Annotated in this window: 20 protein-coding genes and 2 pseudogenes; 17 read left to right on the forward strand and 5 right to left on the reverse strand. The window is 73.3% G+C overall.

Annotated elements, in window-relative coordinates; genetic code table 11:
* Window positions 1-25: 25 nt before the first annotated feature.
* A complete protein-coding gene (locus ACIHAR_RS09800) occupies window positions 26-622 on the reverse strand; it encodes a dihydrofolate reductase family protein (protein WP_400018357.1) in 597 nt (198 codons plus the stop codon).
* Here ACIHAR_RS09800 and ACIHAR_RS09805 point away from each other — a divergent pair.
* A pseudogene (locus tag ACIHAR_RS09805) lies at window positions 606-740 on the forward strand (ribonuclease domain-containing protein); the annotation flags it as partial. The gene ACIHAR_RS09800 and the pseudogene ACIHAR_RS09805 overlap by 17 nt on opposite strands.
* Window positions 741-782: 42 nt before the next feature.
* Here the strand turns inward: ACIHAR_RS09805 and ACIHAR_RS09810 are convergent.
* Window positions 783-983: a hypothetical protein gene (locus tag ACIHAR_RS09810; protein WP_365459186.1), complete on the reverse strand. Its 201-nt coding sequence runs from the start codon at window positions 981-983 to the stop codon at window positions 783-785.
* A 349-nt stretch (window positions 984-1,332) separates the two neighbouring features.
* Between ACIHAR_RS09810 and ACIHAR_RS09815 the strand changes: the two genes are divergently transcribed.
* From ACIHAR_RS09815 to ACIHAR_RS09825, 3 genes are all read left to right on the forward strand, one after another.
* On the forward strand, window positions 1,333-2,592 hold the full coding sequence (locus ACIHAR_RS09815; protein ID WP_400018358.1) for a sensor histidine kinase: 1,260 nt from the start codon (window positions 1,333-1,335) through the stop codon (window positions 2,590-2,592).
* 322 nt (window positions 2,593-2,914) lie between these two features.
* Complete coding sequence (locus ACIHAR_RS09820) at window positions 2,915-3,595, forward strand: response regulator transcription factor (protein ID WP_365459192.1); 681 nt, start codon at window positions 2,915-2,917, stop codon at window positions 3,593-3,595.
* A gap of 44 nt (window positions 3,596-3,639) precedes the next feature.
* Entirely contained in the window at window positions 3,640-4,824 is a 1,185-nt protein-coding gene (locus ACIHAR_RS09825; RefSeq protein WP_365459195.1) for a cytochrome P450, read from the forward strand.
* A 16-nt stretch (window positions 4,825-4,840) separates the two neighbouring features.
* On the opposite strand, the gene ACIHAR_RS09830 is transcribed toward ACIHAR_RS09825, so the two are convergent.
* On the reverse strand, window positions 4,841-5,905 hold the full coding sequence (locus ACIHAR_RS09830) for a Gfo/Idh/MocA family oxidoreductase (protein ID WP_400018359.1): 1,065 nt from the start codon (window positions 5,903-5,905) through the stop codon (window positions 4,841-4,843).
* A 129-nt stretch (window positions 5,906-6,034) separates the two neighbouring features.
* On the opposite strand from ACIHAR_RS09830, the gene ACIHAR_RS09835 reads away from it, so the two are divergent.
* From ACIHAR_RS09835 to ACIHAR_RS09895, 13 genes and pseudogenes are all read left to right on the forward strand, one after another.
* Window positions 6,035-6,772: a GntR family transcriptional regulator gene (locus ACIHAR_RS09835; protein WP_400018597.1), complete on the forward strand. Its 738-nt coding sequence runs from the start codon at window positions 6,035-6,037 to the stop codon at window positions 6,770-6,772.
* A 714-nt stretch (window positions 6,773-7,486) separates the two neighbouring features.
* Complete coding sequence (locus ACIHAR_RS09840) at window positions 7,487-8,491, forward strand: sugar ABC transporter substrate-binding protein (RefSeq protein WP_400018361.1); 1,005 nt, start codon at window positions 7,487-7,489, stop codon at window positions 8,489-8,491.
* A complete protein-coding gene (locus ACIHAR_RS09845; RefSeq protein WP_400018363.1) occupies window positions 8,488-9,516 on the forward strand; it encodes an ABC transporter permease in 1,029 nt (342 codons plus the stop codon). Before ACIHAR_RS09840 ends, ACIHAR_RS09845 begins: the two co-directional genes overlap by 4 nt.
* Window positions 9,513-10,322, forward strand: coding sequence for an ATP-binding cassette domain-containing protein (locus ACIHAR_RS09850; protein WP_400018365.1), 810 nt, complete (start codon window positions 9,513-9,515; stop codon window positions 10,320-10,322). Before ACIHAR_RS09845 ends, ACIHAR_RS09850 begins: the two co-directional genes overlap by 4 nt.
* Before the next feature lie 148 nt (window positions 10,323-10,470).
* Window positions 10,471-11,619, forward strand: coding sequence for an ROK family glucokinase (locus ACIHAR_RS09855; RefSeq protein ID WP_365459210.1), 1,149 nt, complete (start codon window positions 10,471-10,473; stop codon window positions 11,617-11,619).
* Window positions 11,616-12,209: a sugar kinase gene (locus tag ACIHAR_RS09860; RefSeq protein WP_365459213.1), complete on the forward strand. Its 594-nt coding sequence runs from the start codon at window positions 11,616-11,618 to the stop codon at window positions 12,207-12,209. The genes ACIHAR_RS09855 and ACIHAR_RS09860 overlap by 4 nt, the downstream gene beginning before the upstream one ends.
* A 579-nt stretch (window positions 12,210-12,788) precedes the next feature.
* Complete coding sequence (locus ACIHAR_RS09865) at window positions 12,789-15,620, forward strand: DEAD/DEAH box helicase (protein WP_365459216.1); 2,832 nt, start codon at window positions 12,789-12,791, stop codon at window positions 15,618-15,620.
* A gap of 505 nt (window positions 15,621-16,125) precedes the next feature.
* Window positions 16,126-16,239, forward strand: a pseudogene (locus tag ACIHAR_RS09870) (hypothetical protein); the annotation flags it as partial.
* Window positions 16,240-16,534: 295 nt separating this feature from the next.
* On the forward strand, window positions 16,535-18,064 hold the full coding sequence (locus ACIHAR_RS09875; RefSeq protein WP_400018600.1) for an SWIM zinc finger family protein: 1,530 nt from the start codon (window positions 16,535-16,537) through the stop codon (window positions 18,062-18,064).
* Window positions 18,065-18,634: 570 nt separating this feature from the next.
* A complete protein-coding gene (gene pcaC, locus ACIHAR_RS09880) occupies window positions 18,635-19,936 on the forward strand; it encodes a 4-carboxymuconolactone decarboxylase (RefSeq protein ID WP_400018369.1) in 1,302 nt (433 codons plus the stop codon).
* 49 nt (window positions 19,937-19,985) lie between these two features.
* Entirely contained in the window at window positions 19,986-20,621 is a 636-nt protein-coding gene (locus tag ACIHAR_RS09885) for an MBL fold metallo-hydrolase (protein WP_400018602.1), read from the forward strand.
* 38 nt (window positions 20,622-20,659) lie between these two features.
* The gene (locus ACIHAR_RS09890; protein ID WP_365459225.1) at window positions 20,660-21,439 is read left to right on the forward strand and encodes an exodeoxyribonuclease III; all 780 of its coding nucleotides are present in this window, start codon (window positions 20,660-20,662) and stop codon (window positions 21,437-21,439) included.
* 478 nt (window positions 21,440-21,917) lie between these two features.
* Entirely contained in the window at window positions 21,918-22,337 is a 420-nt protein-coding gene (locus tag ACIHAR_RS09895; protein WP_365459228.1) for a DUF6278 family protein, read from the forward strand.
* 166 nt (window positions 22,338-22,503) lie between these two features.
* On the opposite strand, the gene ACIHAR_RS09900 is transcribed toward ACIHAR_RS09895, so the two are convergent.
* Together ACIHAR_RS09900 and ACIHAR_RS09905 are read right to left on the reverse strand one after the other, a co-directional pair.
* Complete coding sequence (locus ACIHAR_RS09900; RefSeq protein ID WP_400018372.1) at window positions 22,504-24,075, reverse strand: alpha/beta fold hydrolase; 1,572 nt, start codon at window positions 24,073-24,075, stop codon at window positions 22,504-22,506.
* A gap of 114 nt (window positions 24,076-24,189) precedes the next feature.
* On the reverse strand, window positions 24,190-24,951 hold the full coding sequence (locus tag ACIHAR_RS09905; RefSeq protein WP_400018374.1) for a hypothetical protein: 762 nt from the start codon (window positions 24,949-24,951) through the stop codon (window positions 24,190-24,192).
* Between the last annotated feature and the right edge of the window lie 26 nt (window positions 24,952-24,977).

Consider the following 24,977-nt stretch of genomic DNA (forward strand, 5'->3'; position numbering starts at 1 on the left):
GGTCCGCGAGGTGATCCCGCACGGATCAGCGGCGCGTGAGGCGGGTGAGGGTGATGCCGTTGGGGAAGGCCGTGCGCTCGGAGACGTCGAAGACGGTGGGGTCGAAGGCGCCGTTGACGGCCGGGACCCCGGCGCCGGCGACCACCGGACAGCTCTTGAAGAGCAGTTCGTCGATCTCGGGCAGGAGGGCGCCCGCGAGCCTCCCGCCGCCGCAGAGCCAGACGTCCAGGTCTGTGCCGTCCTCCCGCTTGAGGTCGCGGACGAGGGCGAGTGGGTCGCCCGGTACAACGGTGACAGCCGGATCGACATCGGTCTCGAGCGTGCTGGAGACCACGTACTGGCGCAGATGCGCGTACGGACTGCCGATCCCCTGCTCGAGGGCGGGCCGATAGGTGCCGTGACCCATGACGACGGTGTCGAAGCGCCGAGCAGGTGCGTCGGCGACGCCGGCGGCGGTGCGGTAGGCGGTCGGAACGGTCTCCGGGTACAGCGTGTTCATCCAGGAGGAGTAGGCGGCGGCCTGCTGCGCGTCCCCCTGGGGGAAGAAGTCGAACTCGCCGCCGGGGCCGGCGATGCGGCCGTCGAGGGCGACGCCGACGTAGGACCACGAGTACACGGTCACGACGCCGGGCTCCTCCACGCGCGGCGCGCGCCGTATCGTCACCGGTCAGCAGTACGAGGAGGACTACTACACCGCCGACCACTACGCGAGCTTCGACCTGATCGACCACGACTGCTGAGCCGCCCGGCTCCGGTCACCTGACCCGAGGTCCGGCGAGCGCTCAGCCGGGCTTGCGGCTCTCCGCGGCGGCGAACAGGGCGAACGAGAGCACCAGGAGCGCGATGCTCGCGTAGACCTCGTAGCCGTCGAGGAAGTCGAGCCGTTGCACGAGCCCCCAGTCCCAGTCGGTGAACTCGTGCACCAGGCCGGCGACGCCCTGCACCAGGGCGAGGAAACCGAGTACCTCCAGCAGTTGCTTCATGCCCAGGACCCTCGCCCCGCGGTCCCCCCACACGCATCGGCCGCGGGGCGAGACCTCTCCGGCGGAAGGCTCGCCCGCGTCCGACCGCCCCGCACCGGAAGTCGCCGCCCGGTCGGTCCGCGGCAGGACAGGCCCCGACCTTCGGCAGGGCCACCGTCGACTTCCGTAGGCCTTTGGCAGATCGGGCAGACCTTATGGCGAACTCGGCACGCCTGATGGCGACTTCGGCAGGCCTGCAAGTGACTTCGGTAGGCCTTCCCGCGACTTCGGTAGGCGGTCCTGCCGCTTTGGTCGCCGATCCCGTCGGGACAGAGGTGGCGCGGGTCCCCGCTGCGTAGATTTGTCGGCCATGAGGGGCGACGAGCAGACGATGGCGACGGTGCCGGCCTTCCCTGGGCGCCGGTGGCTGCTGCCGTCCGCCGTGGCCGTCGAGCTGGACCCGGACGCCGGGCAGGCCGGGCGCCGTCGTCCGCGGCGCACCGTACGCGACTGGATCGTCGACTTCTCCTGCTTCCTGCTGGCCGTCGCCATCGGCCTGGCGGTGGCGGACACGCTCTCCGACGACCAGGAGCTCCCGCACGCCGTAGTCGTGGCCGACCAGCTTCTGGGCGCGCTGTCGTGTGCCGCGGTCTGGCTGCGCCGCCGCATGCCCCTCGCCCTGGCCGCCGCGACCGTCCCCCTCGGCTTTCTCTCCACCACCTCGGCCGGCGCGGGCACGGTCGCCCTGTTCACCCTCGCCGTGCACCGGCCCTTCCGGTACGTCGCGTGGGTCGGAGGCATCCAGCTCGTGCTGATCCCGGTGCTGATGTGGGTGCGCCCGGATCCCGACCTGGAGTACGGGCCGGCGCTGGTGTGGACCGTGCTGCTCACCGTCACGATCATCGTCTGGGGCCTGTTCGTCCGGTCGAAGCGGCAGCTCATGCTCAGCCTGCGGGACCGGGCCCGGCGCGCGGAGACGGAGGCGCGGCTGCGTGCCGAGCAGGCGCAGCGGCTGGCCCGCGAGGCCATCGCCCGGGAGATGCACGACGTGCTCGCCCACCGGCTGACCCTGCTCAGCGTGCACGCGGGCGGGCTGGAGTTCCGGCCGGACGCGCCCCGCGAGGAGATCGCACGGGCGGCCGGAGTCATCCGGGAGAGCGCCCACGAGGCCCTCCAGGACCTGCGGGAGATCATCGGCGTCCTGCGGGCCGGGCAGCCCGACGAGCCGGGCCGGCCCCAGCCGACCCTGGCCGCCCTGGACGCGCTGGTCGCCGAGTCCCGCGAGGCCGGCATGAAGGTCATGCTCGACCAGCGGGTCACGGACCCGGCCGCGGTCCCCGCCTCCGTCGGCCGCACGGCGTACCGCATCGCCCAGGAGTGCCTCACCAACGTCCGCAAGCACGCGCCGGGCGCGGAGGCCGCGGTCACCGTCGCCGGCGGCCCCGGCGAGGGCCTCGCCGTGACCGTCCGCAACCCGGCGCCGGAGGGCGACGTACCACTGGTCCCGGGCTCCGGTCAGGGCCTGATCGGCCTCACCGAACGCGCGACGCTGACCGGCGGCCGCCTGCTGTACGGGCCACGGGAGGACGGCGGGTTCGAGGTCCGTGCGTGGCTGCCGTGGCCCGCCTAGGACGAGCCGTCCGGACGACAACCGGGGTGGCGACATGCGCGGGGAACCCGCCGCTGACCCGTCGCGCGGGGACCGGAATCCGCCGTGCCGCGAATCCGCCGCGATGGGCACCCGCCGTGCCGCGAACCCGCCGCGACCGGCTACGGCTATCCGCCGCGACGCCCGGGCGGTTCGACGGCGCGAAGCGGTCGCGGCTCGGACACGCGGGGGCCGGTGCGGCCCGGAAGCCGGTGGCGCAGACCGTGTCCTCGCCGAGGCAGCCGGGGAGTTACGGGCGCCGTGTGGGCAACTCACCGGCTCCGCACGTGATTTCGTAAGCCCCATGACTGCGATCAGACTGCTCCTCGTCGACGACGACCCGCTGGTGCGCGCCGGGCTGTCCTTCATGATGGGCGGCGCCGACGACATCGAGATCGTCGGTGAGGCCGCCGACGGCGGCGAGGTCGAGGCGGTCGTCGACCGCACCCGCCCGGACGTGGTCCTGATGGACATCCGGATGCCGTCGGTGGACGGTCTGACCGCCACCGAGCGGCTGCGCGCCCGCGAGGACGCCCCGCAGGTCGTGGTCCTCACCACCTTCCACGCCGACGAGCAGGTGCTGCGGGCGCTGCGCGCGGGCGCCGCGGGCTTCGTCCTCAAGGACACTCCGCCCGCCGAGATCCTCGACGCGGTGCGCCGGGTCGCGGCCGGCGACCCCGTCCTGTCGCCCACCGTCACCCGCCAGTTGATGGCCCACGCGGCGGGCTCCGCCGCCGACACCCGGCGTACGCGCGCGCGTGCCCGGATCGCCGCCCTGGGGGAGCGCGAACGCGAGGTCGCCGTCGCCGTGGGCCGCGGCCTGTCCAACGCGGAGATCGCCGCCGGACTGTTCATGAGCGTCGCCACCGTCAAGACCCACGTCTCCCGCGTCCTGGCCAAACTGGACCTCAACAACCGGGTGCAGATCGCGCTGCTGGCGTACGACGCGGGACTTCTCGACGAGGACGCGGGGGACGGGCACTAGCGGGGCCACGCGCGCGTTGACTGTGTGACGGGAGGGGGAGCGAGATGACCGAAGTGATCGACCTGGGGGCGTTCGGCGACGAGTTCCGGCGTGACCCGCACGTGGTGTACGCGCGCCTGCGGGAGCGTGGCCCGGTGCACCTGGTGCGCCCGCCCGGCTCCGACGAGACCTACGCGACCTGGCTGGTCGTGGGGTACGAGGAGGCGCGCGCCGCGCTCGCCGACCCCCGGCTGGTCAAGGACGGTGAGCGGATCGGCGCGGTGTTCCTGGACGAGCAGGTGATCGGCAAGCACATGCTGATCAGCGATCCGCCGCAGCACACGCGGCTGCGCTCGCTCGTCTCGCGCGCGTTCACCATGCGCCGCGTGGAGGCGTTGCGCCCGCGCGTGCAGCAGATCACCGACGACCTGCTCGACGCGATGCTGCCGCGCGGCCGCGCCGACCTCGTGGAGTCCTTCGCCTACCCGCTGCCCATCACGGTCATCTGCGAGCTGCTCGGTGTCCCGGAGATCGACCGCGCGGTCTTCCGCGAGATGTCGACGGAGGTGGTCGCCCCCACCGGCGCGGACCACGGCCACGACGCGTTCGTGCGGCTGGGCGCCTACCTCGCCGAGCTGATCGAGGACAAGCGGTGCGCCGGGCCGGGCGGTGATCTGCTCAGCGACCTGATCCGCACCACCGCCGAGGACGGCGACCGGCTCTCCGCCGAGGAACTGCGCGGCATGGCGTTCCTCCTGCTCATCGCCGGCCACGAGACCACGGTCAACCTCGTCACCAACGCCGTCCACGCTCTGCTCACCCACCCGGACCAGCTCGCGGCGGTGCGCGCCGACCCGGCCCTCCTCGACGGCGTGGTGGAGGAGACCCTGCGCTGGGAGGGCCCGGTGGAGAACGCCACCTACCGCTTCGCCGTCGAGCCCCTGGAGATCGCGGGTGTGACGATCGAGAAGGGCGATCCGGTGCTGATCGGCCTCGCGTCCGCCGACCGCGACGCGCTGCGCTACCCGGACCCCGACCACTACGACGTCCGCCGCGACCCGCGCGGTCACCTCGCCTTCGGCCACGGCATCCACTTCTGCCTGGGCGCGCCCCTGGCACGCCTGGAGGCCCGCACGGCCCTTCGCTCCCTCCTGGACCGCGCTCCCGGTCTGACCCCGGACGGCCCGCCGGGCGAGTGGCTGCCAGGCATGCTGATGCGCGGGATGCGCAGTCTGCCGGTGCGCTGGTGAGACGGCCGGGGGCGGCTCACACCGAGCGGTGGACCTCGTACCCGCCCGGTGCCGACGACGCTCCCTGTGCGGCCGGCTCCGCCCCCGGGATCTCCGCCAGCGCCACCGCCCGCCGCTCCCGCCGGGACACCTCGCAGGCCTCCGCGATCCGCAGCGCCTGGAGGACCTCGCGCCCGTCGCAGGGGTTGGGCCGCACTCCCCGGATGACCTCCACGAACGCGTTCAGCTCCGCCTCGTACGCGGGGCCGAAGCGCTCCAGGAAGCCGGTCCACGGCTTGTCCGCGGCCGGCGGCCCCGACGGCTCGGTCGAGGCGATCGGGGTGCGGTCGTCCAGGCCGACGACGATCTGGTCGAGCTCCCCGGCGAGCTCCATCCGGACGTCGTAGCCCGCGCCGTTCAGCCGGGTCGCCGTGGCGGTGGCGAGGGCGCCGTCGTCGAGGGTGAGGACCGCGGCCGCCGTGTCCACGTCCCCGGCCGCGCGGAACATCGCGGGCCCGGCGTCCGATCCGGCGGCGTACACGTCGACCACCTCCCGCCCGGTCACCCAGCGCAGCACGTCGAAGTCGTGGATCAGCGCGTCCCGGAAGAGGCCCCCGGACACCGGGAGCCACGCGGCCGGTGGCGGCGACTGGTCGGACGTGACCGCCCGCACGGTGTGCAGCCGGCCGAGCCGCCCGGAACGCACCGCCTCCCGCGCTCCCGTGTAACCGGCGTCGAAGCGGCGCTGGAAACCCATCTGAAGGACCGTTCCCGCAGCCTCGACCTCGGCGATCGCCGCCAAGGTGCCCGCCAGGTCCAGCGCGATGGGCTTCTCGCAGAAGACCGGAAGTCCGGAGCGCGCAGCCCGGCCGATCAGTTCGGCGTGGGCCGAGGTCGCCGTCGTGATCACCACGGCGTCCACGCCCCAACGGAAGATCTCGTCCACCCCGGGAGCGGCCGTCTCGCCCAGCCGGAGCGCCAGTTCCTGGGCTCGCACGGGCTCCGTGTCCGTCAGGATGAGGGATCCCACCTCGCGGTGACGGCTGAGCGTGTTCGCATGAATGGTGCCGATGCGGCCCGTCCCGATGACCCCGATGCGCATGTCATCACGGTGGCGTCGGAGTCCGCACGCTGTCAATGCGTATGTCCGGACAATCGAACTACACAACTTCCCGTCAACACGCCACGGAGCTACGCTCGGCCCGTGCCGAAACCAGAAGTGGACCCGACCGTGCAGCTGGAACTCCGTGTGGACCGGAACTCCCCGGTGCCGTTGTACTTCCAGCTGTCCCAGCAGCTCGAGGCCGCCATCGAGCACGGATCACTCACGCCCGGCAGCCTGCTGGGCAACGAGATCGAGCTCGCCGCCCGGCTCGGCCTGTCCCGTCCGACCGTCCGCCAGGCGATCCAGTCCCTCGTCGACAAGGGGCTGCTGGTGCGGCGCCGCGGCGTCGGCACCCAGGTCGTGCACAGCCAGGTCAAGCGTCCGCTGGAGCTCAGCAGCCTCTACGACGACCTGGAGGCGGCCGGCCAGCGCCCCGCCACCACGGTCCTGGTCAACACCGTCGTCCCCGCGACCGCGGAGGTCGCGGCGGCCCTCGGGGTCGCCGAGGGCAGCGAGGTGCAGCGCGTGGAGCGGCTGCGCCTCGCGCACGGCGAGCCGATGGCGTACCTGTGCAACCACCTGCCCTCCGGCCTGCTCGACCTGGACACGGCACAGCTGGAGGCCACGGGCCTGTACCGCCTGATGCGGGCGGCCGGGATCACCCTGCACAGCGCCCGCCAGTCCATCGGCGCCCGCGCCGCCACCGCCGCCGAGGCCGAGCGGCTCGCGGAGGACGAGGGCGCCCCGCTGCTCACCATGCAACGCACGACCTTCGACGACACGGGCCGCGCCGTCGAGTTCGGCGACCACATCTACCGCCCGACGCGCTACTCGTTCGAGTTCCAGCTGCTCGTACGGCCCTGAAGCGCCCTGAAGCGGTCTAAAAGGGTCTAAGCATACGGAAGCAGCCGGAAGCGGCCGAAACAGCCCGGAGCGGTCCGAGGCGACCCGGCGGTGGTCGGGCACCCGCCGTCGCCGCGCGCCGCGCCGTCGCCGCGCTGTCGCGCTGCCGTCGCCACCGCGTCGCGCCGTCGCGCCACTGCGCCGCCGAGCCCGAGCGCCCGGCAGCGGACATGATGCACGCACGCCCGGCAGCGGACATGGCGACGCCCAGCAGCGTTCCTGACGCGCCCCAGCAGCGAAGCGGGTGCGGCCCGGCAGCGAAGCGGGTGCGGCCCGGCAGCGAAGGGGGTGCGGCCCGGCAGCGAAGGGGGTGCGGCCCGGCACCGAAGCGCGTGCGGTCCGGTGGGCGGATGTGAGGGGTCCGGGCAGCGGGCTGAGGCGGCCCTCGCGGCGCCGGTGAGGGTGAAAGTGAAGCGGTGAAAGGGGCGCTCCTGGCGATCCCGAGATCCATCTCTCAAGAGACCGCCTCGGCCTATGGCCCGCATGCGACTCGCGCGCGGCTCGCGGGCTCGCACGGTCACGGCACATTGACTGGATGTTCGGACAAGATGACCGCCTCGCGGTCCCCGGCCGTGGGTCTCGTGATCCACGTGTTCGATACTGGGGCGTTTGCGTCCGGTGAGCGGTCACCGGACGTGTGGGTACGACAGAACACGGCAAGAAGGGCACGGCCTCGTGGCACCGTTTCGGACCTGGGCAGGGATCGCGTTGGCGGGGGTGCTCTGCATGTCCCTCGCCGGGTGCAGCAGCACCGGAGGCAGACGCGCGGAGGACGCCCACGAGGCCGCGGCGGCGCAGGGCGGGGCGGCGGTGAACACCCCCCGCTGGACCTTCGCGATGATCACGCACTCGGGGGACGGCGACACCTTCTGGGACATCGTCCAGAGCGGCGCCGAGCAGGCCGCCCTCAAGGACAACATCGACTTCCTGTACTCCCACGACGACGAGGCCCAGCAGCAGGCCCAGCTCGTGGACGCGGCGGTGGACAAGAAGGTCGACGGCATCATCGTCACCCTCGCCAAGCCCGACGCCCTGAAGGCCGCGGTCGCCCGTGCCGTCAAGGCCGGCATCCCCGTGATCACGGTGAACTCCGGCTCGGCCGAGTCCGAGGCGTTCGGTGCGCTCACCCACATCGGCCAGGACGAGACGATCGCGGGCGAGGCCGTCGGGGAGGAGTTGAACCGGCGCGGCCGGAAGAAGGCCGTCTGTGTCCTGCACGAGCAGGGCAACGTCGGCCACGAGCAGCGCTGCGAGGGTGTCGCGGCCACCTTCGCCGGCAAGGTCGACAACCTCTACGTCAACGGCACCAACATGCCCGACGTGCAGTCCGCGATCGAGGCCAAGCTGCAGGCCGACCCGTCGGTCGACTCCGTCGTCACCCTCGGCGCCCCGTACGCCGACACCGCCGTGAAGGCGAGGAGGAGCGCCGGCAGCAAGGCCGAGATCGACACCTTCGACCTCAACGCCAAGGTCGCCGCGGGCCTGGCGGACGGAACCCTGGGCTTCGCCGTCGACCAGCAGCCTTACCTCCAGGGCTACCAGGCCGTCGACCTGCTGTGGCTGTACCGGTACAACGGCGACGTCCTCGGCGGCGGCAAGCCCGTGCTCACCGGCCCGCAGATCATCACCAAGGAGCAGGCGGCCGAGCTCGCCCGGTACACGGAGCGGGGCACCCGATGAGCGCGCTCACCGACGAAAGGTTTCTGCAGACGTCTGCGCCGCGCAGACTGCTGGTCCGGCCGGAGCTGGGCTCGGTCGTCGGCGCGGTCGCGGTCTTCCTCTTCTTCGCCGTCGCCGCCGACAGCTTCCTGCGCGCGAGCAGCCTCAGCACGGTCCTGTACGCGGCCTCGACGATCGGCATCATGGCCGTCCCGGTGGCGCTGCTGATGATCGGCGGCGAGTTCGACCTCTCGGCCGGAGTCCTGGTCACGTCCTCGGCGCTGATCTCGTCGATGTTCAGCTACCAGATGACGGCGAACGTCTGGGTGGGCGTCGCGGTGTCCCTGATGGTGACCCTGGCCATCGGCGCCTTCAACGGCTTCGTGCTGAGCCGCACCGGCCTGCCCAGCTTCATCGTCACGCTGGGCACCTTCCTCATGCTGACCGGCATGAACCTCGGCTTCACGAAGCTGATCGACGGCACGGTCTCGACGAAGACCATCGCCGACATGGAGGGCTTCCCCGCCGCCCGCGACGTCTTCGCCTCGACGCTGACGATCGGCGGCGTGGACGTGAAGGTCACCATCCTGTGGTGGTTCGCCCTGGTCGCGGTGGCCTCCTGGATCCTCCTGCGGACCCGGGCCGGCAACTGGATCTTCGCGGTGGGCGGCAACAAGGACGCGGCCCGCGCGCTCGGCGTGCCCGTGCACAGGGTCAGGACCGGGCTGTACATGGGGGTCGCCTTCGGCGCCTGGGTCTCCGGCCAGCACCTGCTGTTCAGCTACGACGTCGTCCAGTCCGGCGAGGGCGTGGGCAACGAGCTCATCTACATCATCGCGGCCGTCATCGGCGGCTGCCTGATCACCGGCGGCCACGGCAGCGCGATCGGCTCGGCGGTCGGCGCGCTGATCTTCGGCATGACGAGCAAGGGCATCGTCTTCGCCGAGTGGAACCCCGACTGGTTCAAGTTCTTCCTGGGAGCGATGCTGCTCCTCGCGACCCTGCTCAACGTCTGGGTCCGCAAGCGCGCGGAGGCCACGAAGTGACCGGGACGATCCCGACGACGGCGGCGCCGGACCGTACGGCCCTGGTGGAACTGTCCGACGTCGGCAAGCACTACGGCACCGTCCGCGCGCTCGAAGGCGTGTCCCTCGAGGTCCACCCCGGAGAGATCACCTGCGTCCTCGGCGACAACGGCGCCGGCAAGTCGACCCTGATCAAGATCATCGCGGGGCTGCACCGGCATGACGCCGGTGCTCTGCGCCTCGACGGCGTGGAGACGACGCTGTCCTCCCCGCGCGAGGCCCTCGACCGCGGCATCGCCACGGTCCACCAGGACCTGGCCGTCGTGCCGCTGATGCCGGTCTGGCGCAACTTCTTCCTCGGCTCCGAGCCCCGCAAGGGCGTCCGCCCCTTCCGGCGCATGGACGTCGACTTCATGCGCCGCACCACCCACGCCGAGCTCCTGCGTATGGGCATCGACCTGCGGAACGTGGACCAGCCCATCGGCACCCTGTCCGGCGGCGAACGCCAGTGCGTGGCGATCGCCCGCGCCGTGTACTTCGGCGCGAAGGTCCTGGTGCTCGACGAGCCGACGGCGGCCCTGGGCGTGAAGCAGTCGGGCGTGGTCCTGAAATATGTGGCGGCGGCACGGGACCAGGGGCTGGGTGTTGTTTTGATCACCCACAACCCGCATCACGCGTACCTGGTGGGGGACCGGTTCGTGCTGCTGAAGCGCGGCACGATGGTGGGCAGCCACACCCGGGAGGAGATCACCCTGGAGGAGCTCACTCGCCAGATGGCGGGCGGAAACGAACTGGACGACCTGCGTCACGAGCTGCGGCGGACCTAGGGCGCCCGCCGTGCCGACGCGCGGCCGCGCAGGCGCGGCCGGCCACGGCGGCGGTGCTCACCACGCGCCCGCGGACGGCGGGGCACGCGCGCCTCGCCGTCGCTCCCCGCTCGGCACCCCCCATGTGCGTGAGGCACAATCGGCGACGATGAGCACCTACGGCAACTTCACCGCCCCCATCGGCTCCCGCCGCGCCCCCGCACTCAGAACCGTGGGCACACGGGAGCGCCGCTCGCACCTGACCGCACCCCGCGTGCCGACGGTCGGCATCGACATCGGCGGCACCAAGGTGATGGCGGGCGTGGTCGACGCCGACGGGAACATCCTGGAGAAGGTCCGGGCGGAGACCCCGGACAAGTCCAAGTCTCCCCAGGTCGTCGAGGACACGATCGTCGAGCTGGTCCTGGACCTGTCCGACCGGCACGACGTGCACGCCGTCGGCATCGGCGCGGCCGGCTGGGTCGACGCCGACCGCAACCGCGTCCTGTTCGCCCCGCACCTGTCGTGGCGCAACGAGCCGCTGCGGGACCGCCTCTCCGGCCGCCTGTCGGTCCCCGTCCTCGTCGACAACGACGCCAACACCGCCGCCTGGGCGGAGTGGCGCTTCGGCGCGGGCCGTGGCGAGGACCACCTCGTCATGATCACCCTCGGCACCGGCATCGGCGGCGCGATCCTCGAGGACGGCCAGGTCAAGCGGGGCAAGTACGGAGTGGCCGGCGAGTTCGGGCACATGCAGGTCGTGCCCGGCGGCCACCGCTGCCCGTGCGGCAACCGAGGCTGCTGGGAGCAGTACAGCTCCGGCAACGCGCTGGTCAGGGAGGCCAAGGAGCTGGCCGCCGCCGACTCGCCGGTGGCGTACGGGATCATCGAGCACGTCAAGGGGCAGATCGGTGACATCTCCGGCCCGATGATCACCGAGCTGGCGCGCGACGGCGACGCGATGTGCATCGAGCTGCTCCAGGACATCGGCCAGTGGCTCGGCGTCGGCATCGCCAACCTGGCCGCGGCCCTCGACCCGTCCTGCTTCGTCATCGGCGGCGGCGTCTCGGCCGCCGACGACCTGCTCATCGGCCCCGCGCGGGACGCGTTCAAGCGCCACCTCACCGGCCGCGGCTACCGCCCCGAGGCCCGGATCGTGCGCGCCCAGCTCGGCCCCGAGGCCGGCATGGTCGGTGCCGCTGACCTGGCCCGCCTGGTGGCGCGCCGCTTCCGGCGCGCCAAGCGTCGCCGTGTGGAGCGGTACGAGCGCTTCGAGCGGTTCGCGGAGGCCGCCCGCCGGGCCAAGGACACCGCATGACTCACTCACTTCCCCCCGGAGCCACGCTGCCGGACGATCCTCCCCGCCCGCCGGAGAGCCAGGGTCACGTGATCCGGCGCCGGGCGCTCACCCTGCTGATCATCGTGCTGCTCATCGGCGTTCCGGCCGGATACCTGGTGATCTCCGCCAACCAGAGCCGGGACAGCGGCAAGAACAAGGAGGCGAAGTACTCGGCGACCGGCCTCACCGAGGCCTGGCCGTCGAAGGTCCAGCAGCGCCTCTACCAGGTGCCGATCCCGCACCCGTCGAACCAGGTCGCCTACTACGAGACGAACAACTGGAAGACCAGCCGCCTCTACGTGCAGTTCCAGACCACGCACGCCGGCCTGGACGCCTTCCTCGCGGAACTCGGCCTCGACCGCGACGCCCTGGTGAAGGACGACATCGCGATCAGCGAGCGCGACCAGGACATCACCGGCTGGAAGTTCTCCGGCCCCGACTCCCGCCCCGGCGACTACTTCGGCTTCGTCCGCGCGCAGAAGAACCCGAAGCCGACGCTGGACGTGGTCGTGAACACGGGCAACGCGGTCTACCCGATGGTGTACGTCGTCTCCCGCACGGTTCCCTGACGGCAGACATGGTGTGGCCGCGGGGACCGCGGCGGGCCGGCGGGGACCGTACTGCGGCCCGGCGGGGACCGCACGGTGTTTTTCGGTGACCGGACGGTGCTCTGCGGCGACGGGACGGTGGGCCCGATGGCGACGGCGGGTCCGCGGTGGCCGCACGGTGCGCCTCCGCGGCGGCCGAACGACGGGCCCGGTGACGCATGGCGGGATCGCGGTGATGCGCGGCGGCCCCTGTGACGCACGGCGGGATCGCGGTGATGCACGGCGGGCGCGCGGCGACCCAACGACGGGCCTGCGGCGACGGCGGGACGCGCCGCGGTGACTGCACAGGCGCCTGCACAGGCGCCTACGGTGCCGGACGGTGTCCCTACGGCGGCCGCACTGTGCGCCTGCGGTGACCGCATGGCGGGCCCGCGGTGACCGTGGGCGCGTGCGCGGTGACCGCATGATGCGCCTCCGCCGCGACGCACGGCGGCCCCCCGCCCCGGGGGCCGGGACCGGCCGCCGGGGCCGATTGTCAGACCCCGCCCGTAGAGTCGAAGACGACTGATCCGACACGCGGGCGGGAGGTGGACACTGCGTATGAGCGACACGACTTCGCTCGCCGAGCACACGGCGGAGCCGCTCGGGGTGCGTCTCCCCGCCGTCTTCCTGCCCGCTCCCGTCCCGCGCGAGGGCCGGATCGCCTTCTGGGACCCGGACGACGGCCCCCTGCCCAGCCCCGCGCACGCCGACCGGACGGAACTGACCGTCGTGCGACGTCATGGCGCCTCCGTCCGCCGCCGCCCGGCCCCCGCGCTGTCGCTGCCGCTCGACCGGGCGCTCCCGCTCCTGGTGCGCGCCCGCCGTGACCCCGCCGCCCACCCGGCCACCGCCTGCTGGGGCGCCGCCGCGCTGCACGCGCTGCGGCTGGCCGCCCGCGGCCGGCTGCTGCCCGGACTGACCCCCACCGGTCATGACGCCTGGCGCGCGGGCCCGCTCGACCCGGAGGACATCGCGCACCTGCGTGCGATCGCCGCGGCCCTGCCCCACGAGGGGCACGCCGTCCCGCTGCCCGGCGCCGGCCCGCTGCGCCTGCCCCAGCCGGAAGCACTGATGCGCGCCTTCCTGGACGCCGTCGCGGACACCCTGCCCCGCACCCCCGCCGCGCCGTACGCGACCGGCAGGCCCTTCGCGGACCGCCGGCCGCAGCGGCTGCCCGGCGCCCACGACTGGGCGGCGGAGGTCGCCGCCGGCATGGACGCGGGCGTGCGGATCTCCCTACGGCTCGACCTGTCGGCGTACGACCTGTTCGACGGCGGCGAGGGGGCGCGCCGCGCCGGCGCCGCGATCGTCCAGGTGCACAGCCTCGCCGACCCGACCCTCGTGACCGACGCGGCGTCCCTGTGGGCGGGCGAGGCGGACGGCGCCTTCGGCCCCCGCGCGCGGGTGGACGCGGCCCTCGCCGTCCGGCGCGCCGCACGGGTCTGGCCGCCGCTGGCCCGGCTCGCCGACCAGGACGCGCCCGACGTCCTCGCCCTGTCCGAGGACGAGTTGAGCGACCTGCTGGGCGTGGCGGCGACCCGCCTCGCCGCGGCCGGGGTCGCCGTGCACTGGCCGAGGGACCTCGCCCAGGACCTCAGCGCCGCCGCGGTCGTCCGGCCCGCGCCCGGCTCCGCGACCGACGGCACCGGATTCTTCGAGAGTGAGGAACTGCTCCAGTTCCGCTGGCAGTTGGCGCTCGGCGGCGACCCGCTCAGCGAGGCCGAGATGGACGCGCTCGCCGAAGCGCACCGCCCGGTCGTGCGCCTGCGCGACCAGTGGGTCCTGGTCGACCCCGCCCTCGTCCGCAAGGCCCGCAAGCGCGAACTGGGCCTGCTCGACCCGGTGGACGCCCTGTCCGTCGCCCTCACCGGCACCGCCGAGGTCGACGGCGAGACCGTCGAGGCGGTTCCCGTCGGCGCCCTGGCCGCCCTGCGCGACCGCCTCACCACCGGCGTACGGCCCGCCGACCCGCCCGCCGGCCTGAACGCCAGCCTGCGCGACTACCAGCTGCGCGGCCTGGCCTGGCTCGACCTCATGACCTCCCTCGGCCTCGGCGGCTGCCTCGCCGACGACATGGGCCTCGGCAAGACGATCACCGTCATCGCCCTGCACCTGACGCGGGCCCGCACCGAACCCACCCTGGTGGTCTGCCCGGCCTCCCTCCTGGGCAACTGGCAGCGCGAGATCACCCGCTTCGCCCCCGGCGTCCCCGTCCGCCGCTTCCACGGCCCCGACCGCACCCTGGAGAACCTCACAGGAGGCTTCGTCCTCACCACGTACGGCACCATGCGCTCGGCGGCCCCGACGCTCGCCCGGCAGCCCTGGGGCATGGTCGTCGCGGACGAGGCCCAGCACGTGAAGAACCCGTACTCCGCGACGGCGAAGGCCCTGCGCACGATCCCGTCCCCCGCACGGGTGGCCCTCACCGGCACCCCCGTCGAGAACAACCTCTCCGAGCTGTGGGCCCTGCTCGACTGGACGACCCCCGGCCTCCTCGGCCCCCTGAAGTCCTTCCGCGCCCGGCACGCGCGCGCGGTGGAGACCGGCGAGGACGAGGAGGCGGTGGAGCGCCTCGCCCGCCTGGTCCGCCCGTTCCTGCTGCGCCGCAAGAAGTCCGACCCCGGCATCGTCCCCGAGCTGCCGCCCAAGACGGAGACCGATCACCCGGTCCCGCTCACCCGCGAACAGGCCGCGCTGTACGAGGCGGTGGTGCGCGAGTCGATGCTCGCCATCGAGACGGCGGACGGCATCGCACGCCGGGGCCTGGTGCTCAAACTCCTGGGCGCCCTCAAGCAGATCTGCGACCACCCGGCGCTGTACCTCAAGGAGGAGACCACAGCCACAGGAGACGCCCTCGCCACCCGCTCCGGCAAACTCGCCCTCCTCGACGAGCTGTTGGACACCCTCCTCGCCGAGGACGGCTCGGCGCTCGTCTTCACCCAGTACGTCGGCATGGCCCGCCTGATCACCGCCCACCTGGCCGGCCGCGCGGTCCCCGTGGACCTCCTCCACGGCGGCACCCCGGTGCCCGAGCGGGAACGCATGGTGGACCGCTTCCAGAGCGGCGCGACGCCCGTCCTGGTGCTCTCGCTCAAGGCGGCCGGCACCGGCCTGAACCTCACCAGGGCGGGCCATGTCGTCCACTTCGACCGCTGGTGGAACCCGGCCGTGGAGGAACAGGCCACCGACCGCGCCTACCGCATCGGCCAGACCCAGCCCGTCCAGGTCCACCGCCTCATCACCGAGGGCACGGTCGAGGACCGCATCGCCGAGATGCTGGAGTCCAAGCGCGCCCTCGCCGACGCGATCCTCGGCTCCGGCGAGTCCGCCCTCACGGAACTGACCGACCGTGAGCTGTCCGACCTGGTCAGGCTGCGGAGGGAGGCGTGATGGGGGAGTGGGAGAAGGACCAGCCCGGCACCCGGCCCGCCGACGAGGCCCGGCGTGCGTTGCGCGCTGCGCGCGGGCGTGCGCGGGAACAGTCCGAGGAGCGGCCGCAGGAGCACGCCCAAGAGGATCCCCGGGCACGCCCCGACCAGCAGAAGGACCAGCAGAAGGAGCACCAGAAGGACCATCAGCCGAAGGAGCAGTCGCCGGAGCAGACGGAGGAGCAGCGGGAACGGACGCCGGAACGGCCGTCGGAGGCACCGCCCGGCACCCGCACACCCCGTCCCGGCGACGCGGCCCGTGCGGCTCTGCGGCGTAGGACGCACGCCCCGCGAACCGACGATCGGCGGACGGACGTGTCGCAGACGGACGCCCGACAGACGGACGCCCTGCGGATGGATGCCTTGCACATGGATGCCCGGCACGCGGACGCCAGGCCGGTGGACGCCCCGCAGACGGATGCTCCGCAGACGGATGCTCCGCAGACGGATGCTCCGCCGACGGATGCTCCGCAGACGGATGCTCCGCCGACGGATGCTCCGCAGACGGATGCTCCGCAGACGGATGCTCCGCCGACGGACGCCCCTCAGCCGACTCCTCCGCCGACCGACGAGCCCCGTGAGCCGCAGCCGACGACCGGCTCGCAGCCCACAACCGATTCCCGGCCCGCGACCGCTTCGCGCCCCGCCGATCTCGCCCGCGAGGCCCTGCGGGCCGCCCGCGCGGAGGCGCGGCGGGATGCGGCCGACGCGGGCGCGGGGGAGCCGGGAGCCCGGACCGCCCGCCGAGCCGTCCGTATGGGCGCGCGCCCCGCGCCCGCCCCCGCCGGGCGCTCCGGCCGTGCACCCGACCGTGTCGCCGACGACCGCGCACGCCACGTACGGAACTTCCTCGCGGGGGCCTTCAAGATGCCGGCGATGGAGACCACCGCGGCCGACGAGAGCGACCTGGACGACCGGTCCCGCACCGCGTCGGACGGTTCACCGTCGTCGGCAGCCGGCGCCGTACCGGCATCGGCTTCCACCCCGAAGCCTTCGGCCCCCACCCCCAAGCCCCCCTCGGCACCCGAAGCCGCGCCCGAACCACCCTCCGCCCCGGCGCTCACCCCCACCCCCACTCCCGCCGCCACCCCCCGCTCCACGGCGGCCCCCTCGCTCCCTCCCTCCCGACCCCGTTCGAGCGGGACCACCGCCACCGGCGACCACCGCCGCACCTTCCCCGCCTTCCCGCCCCGCACGACCTCGGAGGACGGCGGCTTCGCCGAGACGTGGTGGGGCAACGCCTGGATCACCGCCCTGGAGGAAGGCGCCCTGGACGCCAAGCGCCTGGCGCGCGGCCGGGGGTACGCCGAGCAGGGGAACGTCGACGTCATCACCGTGACCCCCGGCCTCGTCCTCGCGTACGTGCAGGGCAGCCGCCCCCGCCCGTACCGCGTACAGGTACGGCTGCGCACCCTCGGCGACGACGACTGGGAGCGCTTCCTGGACGCGGCCGTCGAGCGCCCCGGGCACATCGCCGCACTCCTCGACAAGGAGATGCCCGAGTCCCTCGCCGAGTGCGGGGTGCCGTTGCTCCCCGGCCCCGGCGACCTGGAGCCGCACTGCAGCTGCCCCGACCGGGGCCACCCCTGCAAGCACGCCGCAGCCCTCTGCTACCAGACCGCGCGCCTGCTCGACGCCGATCCGTTCGTCCTGCTCCTGCTGCGCGGGCGGGGCGAACGCGAGTTGCTCGACGCGCTGTCCCGCCGTAACGCGACCCGTGCGGCCCGGGCCGCCCAGGAGCGGGAACCCGAACCCCTCCCCGGCGTCCGGGCCACGGAGGCCCTCGACCCGGCACGTCGGCTTCCGCCGCTCCCCGCCCCCCTGCCCGCGCCCCCGCACCCCGAGCAGCCGCCGGCCTACCCCGCCGTCCCGGACGGCCCCGACTCCTTCGCACTGGACCAGCTCGCCACCGACGCGGCCGCCCGCGCCCACGCCCTGCTGACCACCGGCCGCGACGCGTTCGGCGAGCTGACCCTCTGGCAGGACGCCGTGCGCATCGCCGCGTCCCGCCCGGGCTCCGGCCTCACCGCCGCCACCCGCGCCCTCTACTCCTCCCTCGCCTCCGCCGCCGGCCGTACCCCGGCCGACCTGGCGCGCGCGGTGGCGGCCTGGCGCCAGGGCGGCCCGGACGGGCTGGCCGTGCTGGAGGAGTCCTGGGACCCGCCGGCCGGGCGCTTCGACCGGGCCCGGCCCCTCCTCCTGGCCGCCGACCTCCCCGCCTTCCGCCCCTGGCGCAACCACCTCACGCACCCCCGAGGCCATGTCCAACTCCGCTTCGGCCGCGACGGCTTGTGGTACGCGTACGAGTCGGAACCGGGCCACGACGACTGGTGGCCGCGCGGCACGCCCGACCCCGATCCGGTCGGCGCCCTCACCGGCCTGGGCGGCTCCGGCGACGACCTCTGACCCGCCTTGCCACCCCGGTCGGCAGCACACGGGCACGTCACCGAACCGGACGCGTGACCGCCCCCACTGCTGTCCACCAGGCAATGCCCCTTCGGGTTTCATGCCTGGAATGTGAGGATTCGGGCCTCTGGAGTCGATCAGTCCGTATGTGGTGCTCCTCTCGCCGAGCGTGACGGCGGCCACATCAGCCACGTCGCGATGCTGTCGTCCCCGACCTGCACGGATCGGATGGTCCTGCCGCGTACAACGAGACCCTGGTCGTCACGGACGTCTACCGGGCGACGCCGGGCGCCGATGCCGGGGTCTGCCGCCACGGGCAGTACGACGGACACGTACTGGCTCGCGAAGGTGGACGACGGCGCGACCCTGCCGTGCCTGAAGGGGTACGACCGACCCCGCCGCGGTCGGAACGGGTGTGCGGTGGGCCGGACACACGAGCGGAACAATCACAAGGACGTGCGTCAAGCCGGACGTGGAGGATCTGCGCAAAGCCGCCACAACGTGGGACGGCTTGCACGGGGTTCCCACCCGGGCACGTGCGAATGGGTGAGATGTGAGAACGTGCAGGGCGTGAGTGAGACACCGACGAACACCCTGCAATACCGCTTTGACGGGCGAGAAGACGCACCAGTCCTGATCTTGGGTCCCTCACTGGGTACGACCTGGCACATGTGGGACCGTCAGGTCCCCGAGCTCGCCCAGCAGTGGCGGGTCTTCCGCTTCGACCTGCCCGGCCACGGCGGCGCCCCGGCCCATCCGGCGGGCTCCGTCGCCGACCTCGCCGGACGGCTGCTCGCCACTCTGGACGCGCTCGGCGTGCAGCGCTTCGGCTACGCGGGCTGCGCGCTCGGCGGCGCGGTCGGCGTCGAGCTGGCTCTGCGTCACCCCGAACGCGTCGCCTCCCTCGCGCTGATCGCGGCGTCGCCGCGCTTCGGCACGGCGGACGAGTTCCGCCAGAGAGGCGTGATCGTCCGCACCAACGGCCTGGACCCCATCGCCCGCACCTCACCCGACCGCTGGTTCACCAGCGGCTTCGCCGCCGCCCAGCCCGCGATCACCGACTGGGCGGTGCAGATGGTGCGCACCACCGATCCCGGCTGCTACATCGCCGCCTGCGAGGCGCTCGCCTCGTTCGACGTGCGCGCCGAACTCGGCCGGGTCGGCGTGCCGACGCTGGTCCTCGTCGGCTCGGACGACCAGGTCACCGGCCCCGCCGAGGCGCGCACGCTCGTCGCGGGCATCCCGGACGCCCGGCTCGCCGTCGTTCCCGGCGCCTCCCACCTGGTCCCGGTGGAGCAGCCCGCCGCCGTCACCGACCTGCTGGTCCGGCACTTCTCCACCGCCTGGCAGCCCGCGTACGACCACGGCACCGGCCAGACCGCCATGCCGGGCGTCTCCCTCAAGCCGGTCCTGGCCCCGCCCCCGCAGGTCACGCCCATCGCCGAGATCGCGCCAGCCGCCCCGGCCGCGCCCGTGGAGCTCACCGGGCGCCCCGATCCGTACGACGCGGGGCTGAAGGTGCGCCGCGAGGTGCTCGGCGACGCCCATGTGGACCGGGCGCTGTCCCAGGCCGACGACTTCTCGGGCGACTTCCAGGAGTTCGTCACCCGCTACGCCTGGGGCGAGATCTGGGACCGCCCGGGCCTCGACCGGCGCGCACGCTCCTGCGTCACGCTCACCGCGCTGGTCGCCGGCGGTCACCTGGAGGAGCTCGCCTTCCACACGCGCGCCGCCCTGCGCAACGGCCTCACCCCGGACGAGATCAAGGAGGTACTGCTGCACGCGGCGGTGTACTGCGGCGTACCGGCGGCGAACAGCGCCTTCCGGGTGGCGCAGCAGGTCATCCACGAGGAGACGACGCCCACCGAATGAGGCCCGCGTCCGGCGAGGGCAGGATGGACCCATGACGCCCACGACGCCCATGAAGCTCACGAAGAAGTCGCACGCCTGCGTCCGCCTGGAGAAGGACGGACGCACGCTCGTCCTCGACCCGGGCGCGTTCACCGAGGAGGACGCCGCGCTCGGCGCGGACGCCCTCCTCGTCACGCACGAGCACCCCGACCACTTCGACGAGGCCCGGCTGCGGGCGGCCATGGAGGCCAACCCGGCCGCCGAGATCTGGACGCTGCGGTCCGTCGCCGAGGAGATCGCGGCCGCTTTTCCGGGCCGCGTCCACACCGTCGGCCACGGCGACACCTTCACCGCCGCCGGCTTCGACGTCCAGGTCCACGGCGAGCTGCACGCCGTGATCCACCCGGACCTGCCGCGCATCACCAACGTCGGTTATCTGATCGACGGCGGACGCGTCTTCCACCCCGGCGACGCCCTCACCGTCCCCGGCCACCCGGTGGAGACGCTCCTCGCCCCGGTGCAGGCCCCCTGGAGCAAGATCTCCGAGGTCATCGAGTACGTCCGCGAGGTCGGACCGCACCGCGTCTACGACATCCACGACGCCCTCCTCACCGACCTCGCCCGCCCCATCTACGACGCCCACCTGGGCAACCTGGGCGGCGCGGAGCACGGCCGGCTGGCGTCGGGGGCGTCCGCGGAGGTCTGAGGACCGCGTTGTCACAGGCTCCGGGTAGGTTGTGAGACATGCGCATCGCCACCTGGAACGTGAACTCGATCACCGCCCGCCTGCCGAGGCTCCTGGCCTGGCTGGAGAGCAGCGGCACCGACGTGCTCTGCCTCCAGGAGGCCAAGGTCGCCGAGGACCAGTTCCCGTTCGACCAGCTGCGCGAGCTGGGCTACGAGGCGGCGGTCCACGCGACCGGCCGGTGGAACGGCGTGGCGGTGCTCTCCCGCGTCGGCATCGAGGACGTGGTCAAGGGCCTGCCCGGCGACCCCGGCTACGACGGCGCCCCGGAGCCCCGCGCGATCTCCGCGACCTGCGGCCCGGTCCGCGTCTGGTCGGTGTACGTGCCGAACGGCCGCGAGGTGGACCACCCGCACTACGCCTACAAGCTCCAGTGGTTCGAGGCCCTCAGGGCGGCCGTCGCCGGTGACGCGTCGGGCAGCCGCCCCTTCGCCGTGATGGGCGACTACAACGTGGCGCCGACCGACGACGACGTCTTCGACGTGGCCGCCTTCGAGGGCGCCACCCACGTCACCCCCGCCGAGCGGGCGGCCCTCGCCTCCCTGCGCGAGGCCGGCCTGTCGGATGTGGTCCCCCGCCCGCTGAAGTACGAGCACCCCTTCACCTACTGGGACTACCGCCAGCTCTGCTTCCCCAAGAACCGAGGCATGCGCATCGACCTGGTCTACGGCAACGCGCCGTTCGCCAAGGCCGTGAAGGACTCCTACGTCGACCGCGAGGAGCGCAAGGGCAAGGGCGCCTCGGACCACGCCCCGGTCGTCGTCGACCTGGAGGTGTAGCCCCCGGGGTTCCCGGAGCCCCGGCAGCCCCCGGGGCCCGTCCGTCACGGCGTGGCGACGCCCGTGCGCGTGACCGGGACGGCGAGGGCGCCGTGCCCGCCCGGTGATGCGCACCGGCCGCCCGCTGGCGCGGACGCCGTCCGGCGTGCCCGCGGCCCCGCCTCGCCGGGTCGGCGGGGCACCCGGGACGGTCCGGGCGCGGCCCCGGTGCGCGACCCGCGGCCGCCGGGTCCCGAGCCGGCAGCGAGGCGCCCTCGAGCGTGGTCGAAGAGTGGACAGGTACCGGCACGGGGGTCCGGGACACTTCGGCGCGCGGGCCGACTCCGGCGCGCATCCGGCCGGCCACGGGCGCACGGCGGCGCCGTAGCGACCGCCGCGCGCGGCACGCGCCACGCCTGCCGCGGAGGAGAACGCGGCCGGAGGCGGCCGTCCGCGCGCCCTGTGGTGCGCACGCCGGTGCGAATGTCACGCTGGGCGTATGAACATCCCTTTCCTGGGCAGCAGGCGCAAGAAGGACGCTGAGGCGGCGCTGGAGGCGGATCCCGAGGGAGTCGCCGCACTCCTCTCCGAATGCGAGCTGCTGCGCTCCCTGGCGGCCCAGGAAGGCGTCCCGCTCGACGACACCGAGCACTCCCTGGAGGCCCTCGACCAGCTCCTGCCCCGTTGGCGCGACGACGAGGAGATCCTGCCCTGGCTCGGCAACGACGCCGGTCTCTACCTCGGAACGGTCATCGTGCGCACCGTCCCCGGCGCCGTCTGGCAGGTCTGGCCGGGCGACCGGCCCGTCGTCCGGCTGGCGTCGGGCCGGGAGTTCGACGTGGTGACGGCCGGTCAGGAGTGGGCGGCCAACGGGGTTCCCGAGCTGTCCCAGCTGTACGGCGAGGTCGCGGAAGCCTGAGTCACCGCCACCGGCCGCCCGCGTAAGCCGTCCTCGGGCATCCCGCGCGCGGGCGGGAAGACCGCACCCCATGACCCCGGAACGGACGTCGACTACGATGTGCCGTTCATCCGGGCCGTAGAGGCGGCAGTTCGCAGAGCTCCACCCGCCCGGCCGCGGTCGCAGATCACTGCTCGCGCAGCGGAACCGACACGTACGACGGGTCGTTCGGCGGTGAGGAGAAGGTCAGCCGTGCGCCGGACGGGTTGTGCTCGAAGTAGAGCGGGTCGACCGTGTCCACGACCAGGGCGAGCCGGTGCCCCGCCGGGACGTCGTAGGCCGTGGAGAACAGCTCCAGATCGAGGCCGAACGGCTTGCCGGGCGTGCGCCCGTGGAAGCTGTACGGCGCGTTGCTGACCAGCTTGCCGAGGCCGAGCGGCCCCACGTCGTACAGGTACGCGACGAGGGTGCCGCTCTCCGCGGTCGGGGTGACCGTCGTGTGCAACACGGCCGTGCCGCGCACCCGTTGGGCCGTGGCGTACCTCCCGGACTGCCAGACGGCGGCCCAGCGGCGGGGGAGCAGGGGGATCGAGGCCACCGGGGGCAGCCGGGCCACCTGGTCGAGGACGCTCGACAGGAAGACGATGCCGCCGTCCGCGCCCGAGTCGACGTTGGTGTGGATCGTCGCCGTGCCCGCCAGGTCGATCTTGCGGGTGGTCGCGGCCACCGACTTCCAGTCCGGGTAGCCCTCGTGGCCTCCGGCGGTACGGGACTTCAGCCGTACCGGCTGCTCGCGGTCGACGCCGTTGTCGACGCCCCTGAGAAAGCGGTCGAACCAGCGCCGGGTGTCGGTCCACAGGTCGTTGGGCAGCCCGAGCATGCCGGTGAGCTCGGGTGTCGCGTGGTCGCCGGGGCGCAGCTCCAGCCGCTTGGGCCCGGTCAGCTTCTCGTAGAACTCGGCGCTCTGGTTGGGCGGGAAGACCGTGTCGCCCCAGGCGCCGGCGAGCAGGACGGCGGTGCCGTTCTTGTTGATCCGGTCCACGTACGTGCCGGCGGAGCGCCGTCTCCCCCAGGCGGTCATCTCCTGTTCCCGGGACAGGTCGCCCGAGAGGAAGTCGGAGAACACCCGCCGGGTCTCCGCGCTCTCCCGGCCGGCGACCTTGCCCACGGTGTGCAGCAGGGTCGCTGCCTGGGTGTGCTGGGTGCGGCCGGAGTAGATGGAGCCGATCAGGTCGGCCCAGCCGCTGAGGGAGGCGACCGCCCGGACGCGCGGGTCGTGCGCGGCGGCCAGCAGGCTGATGCCGGCGCCGTAGGAGACGCCCGCCATGCCGATGCGGCGCGGGTCGGCCGGGGTGTGGGCGAGTGCCCAGTCGATCACCTCACGGGCGTCGGCCACGTCGGCCGGGCCCGCGACCTCGATCTCGCCGCCGGACTGCCAGAAGCCCCGCACGTTGTAACCGACCACGATGTAGCCGGAGTCGGCGAGCGCCCGGGCCTGCGCGAGGTACTGGACCTGCGGGAAGCCCCAGGACGTGGGCAGCACGATCAAGGGGTGGCGCCGGTCGCCGTCGGCAGCGGCCGGCATGACGACGTTCGCCTTGAGGACGGTCCCGCCGTCCCCGTGGATGTCGACGAAGCGGACGCTCGTGCCGTCCGCCGCCCGCGCGGTGGGGGCCAGACCGACGGCGCCACCGGCGATCAGGGAAGCGGAGACGGCGCCCACGGCGGCCGTGCGCAGGGCCTGGCGGTGGTGTGCCACGGTCACTCCTCATGGATCTCCGAGCAAAGTGACCCGACGGTAACCGCCGGGCTCCCCGGCGGGTAACCGGCAGTAAGTTACGTGCCAGTAACGATTGTTGTGGTGTGAAGGAACTCAGGAGGCGCGGTGGGAGGTCCGTGGAGCGGTCGCCTGCGCCGGCAGCGGCGCCTGGGCGGCCCGCGTCACGTCCGCCACCAGCTCCACCACGTCCGGGCCGTACGCGTGCGAGTTGACGACCTTCAGCAGCAGGACGAAGGAACCGGTTCCGTGCTTGCGCCGCAACCGCTCGTGATGGCGGGCGAGATAGCGGGTCGCGGCCTGGTTGGTGATGGCGGTCTGGCCGCAGAAGAGGAAGACGGGCCGGTTGTGCGGGCTCGCGTCGACGGTGAGCCGAGCGAGCAGGACGTACTCCGCGACGCCGACCTCCAGGCGGTAGCGCTCGCTGCCGATCTGGAACGCCCCGCGGTCGGGCGTCGGTTCGGCGTCGACGTTCATCCGCACGCCGGGCAGCAGCGAGGCCAGGTGCGCCGTCATGCGGCGATTGGAGGCCGGTCCGCCGACACAGAACTCGGTGCGCTCACCGAATCCCTGGCGGGCCCCGTCGTGCGCGACGACCTGCACCTGGGCGCCACAGTCCTTGATCAGAGCGGCCAGTTCGAGCAGCGCGAACACGTCGTAGCGCATCACCGTCAGCTCCGGACCGCCCGCGCCGCGGTTCACCACGAGCAGCGCCTCCGAGTTGTCGGGCAGCCCGAAGAACGCCTGCTTGCGCCGGAGTCTCCGCTTCCACAGATAAGTGCGGGCAACCCAGCCGAGCGCGGCACTGACACCGGCCGCGACCACGCCCAGGACGATGTTGCGCACGTCGTCGTTCATGGGCGCGCATGCTAGCGGGCGCATAC

Source organism: Streptomyces sp. NPDC052016 (assembly GCF_044548445.1).
Taxonomy (GTDB): domain Bacteria; phylum Actinomycetota; class Actinomycetes; order Streptomycetales; family Streptomycetaceae; genus Streptomyces.

Coding starts and splice junctions, on each gene's coding strand:
- ACIHAR_RS09810 (WP_365459186.1), bottom strand. CDS start 983: ATGAAGCAACTGCTGGAGGTACTCGGTTTCCTCGCCCTGGTGCAGGGC.
- ACIHAR_RS09820 (WP_365459192.1), top strand. CDS start 2,915: ATGACTGCGATCAGACTGCTCCTCGTCGACGACGACCCGCTGGTGCGC.
- ACIHAR_RS09890 (WP_365459225.1), top strand. CDS start 20,660: ATGCGCATCGCCACCTGGAACGTGAACTCGATCACCGCCCGCCTGCCG.
- ACIHAR_RS09855 (WP_365459210.1), top strand. CDS start 10,471: ATGAGCACCTACGGCAACTTCACCGCCCCCATCGGCTCCCGCCGCGCC.
- ACIHAR_RS09815 (WP_400018358.1), top strand. CDS start 1,333: ATGAGGGGCGACGAGCAGACGATGGCGACGGTGCCGGCCTTCCCTGGG.
- ACIHAR_RS09845 (WP_400018363.1), top strand. CDS start 8,488: ATGAGCGCGCTCACCGACGAAAGGTTTCTGCAGACGTCTGCGCCGCGC.
- ACIHAR_RS09860 (WP_365459213.1), top strand. CDS start 11,616: ATGACTCACTCACTTCCCCCCGGAGCCACGCTGCCGGACGATCCTCCC.
- ACIHAR_RS09885 (WP_400018602.1), top strand. CDS start 19,986: ATGAAGCTCACGAAGAAGTCGCACGCCTGCGTCCGCCTGGAGAAGGAC.
- ACIHAR_RS09875 (WP_400018600.1), top strand. CDS start 16,535: ATGGAGACCACCGCGGCCGACGAGAGCGACCTGGACGACCGGTCCCGC.
- ACIHAR_RS09825 (WP_365459195.1), top strand. CDS start 3,640: ATGACCGAAGTGATCGACCTGGGGGCGTTCGGCGACGAGTTCCGGCGT.
- ACIHAR_RS09865 (WP_365459216.1), top strand. CDS start 12,789: ATGAGCGACACGACTTCGCTCGCCGAGCACACGGCGGAGCCGCTCGGG.
- ACIHAR_RS09905 (WP_400018374.1), bottom strand. CDS start 24,951: ATGAACGACGACGTGCGCAACATCGTCCTGGGCGTGGTCGCGGCCGGT.
- ACIHAR_RS09895 (WP_365459228.1), top strand. CDS start 21,918: ATGAACATCCCTTTCCTGGGCAGCAGGCGCAAGAAGGACGCTGAGGCG.
- ACIHAR_RS09830 (WP_400018359.1), bottom strand. CDS start 5,905: ATGCGCATCGGGGTCATCGGGACGGGCCGCATCGGCACCATTCATGCG.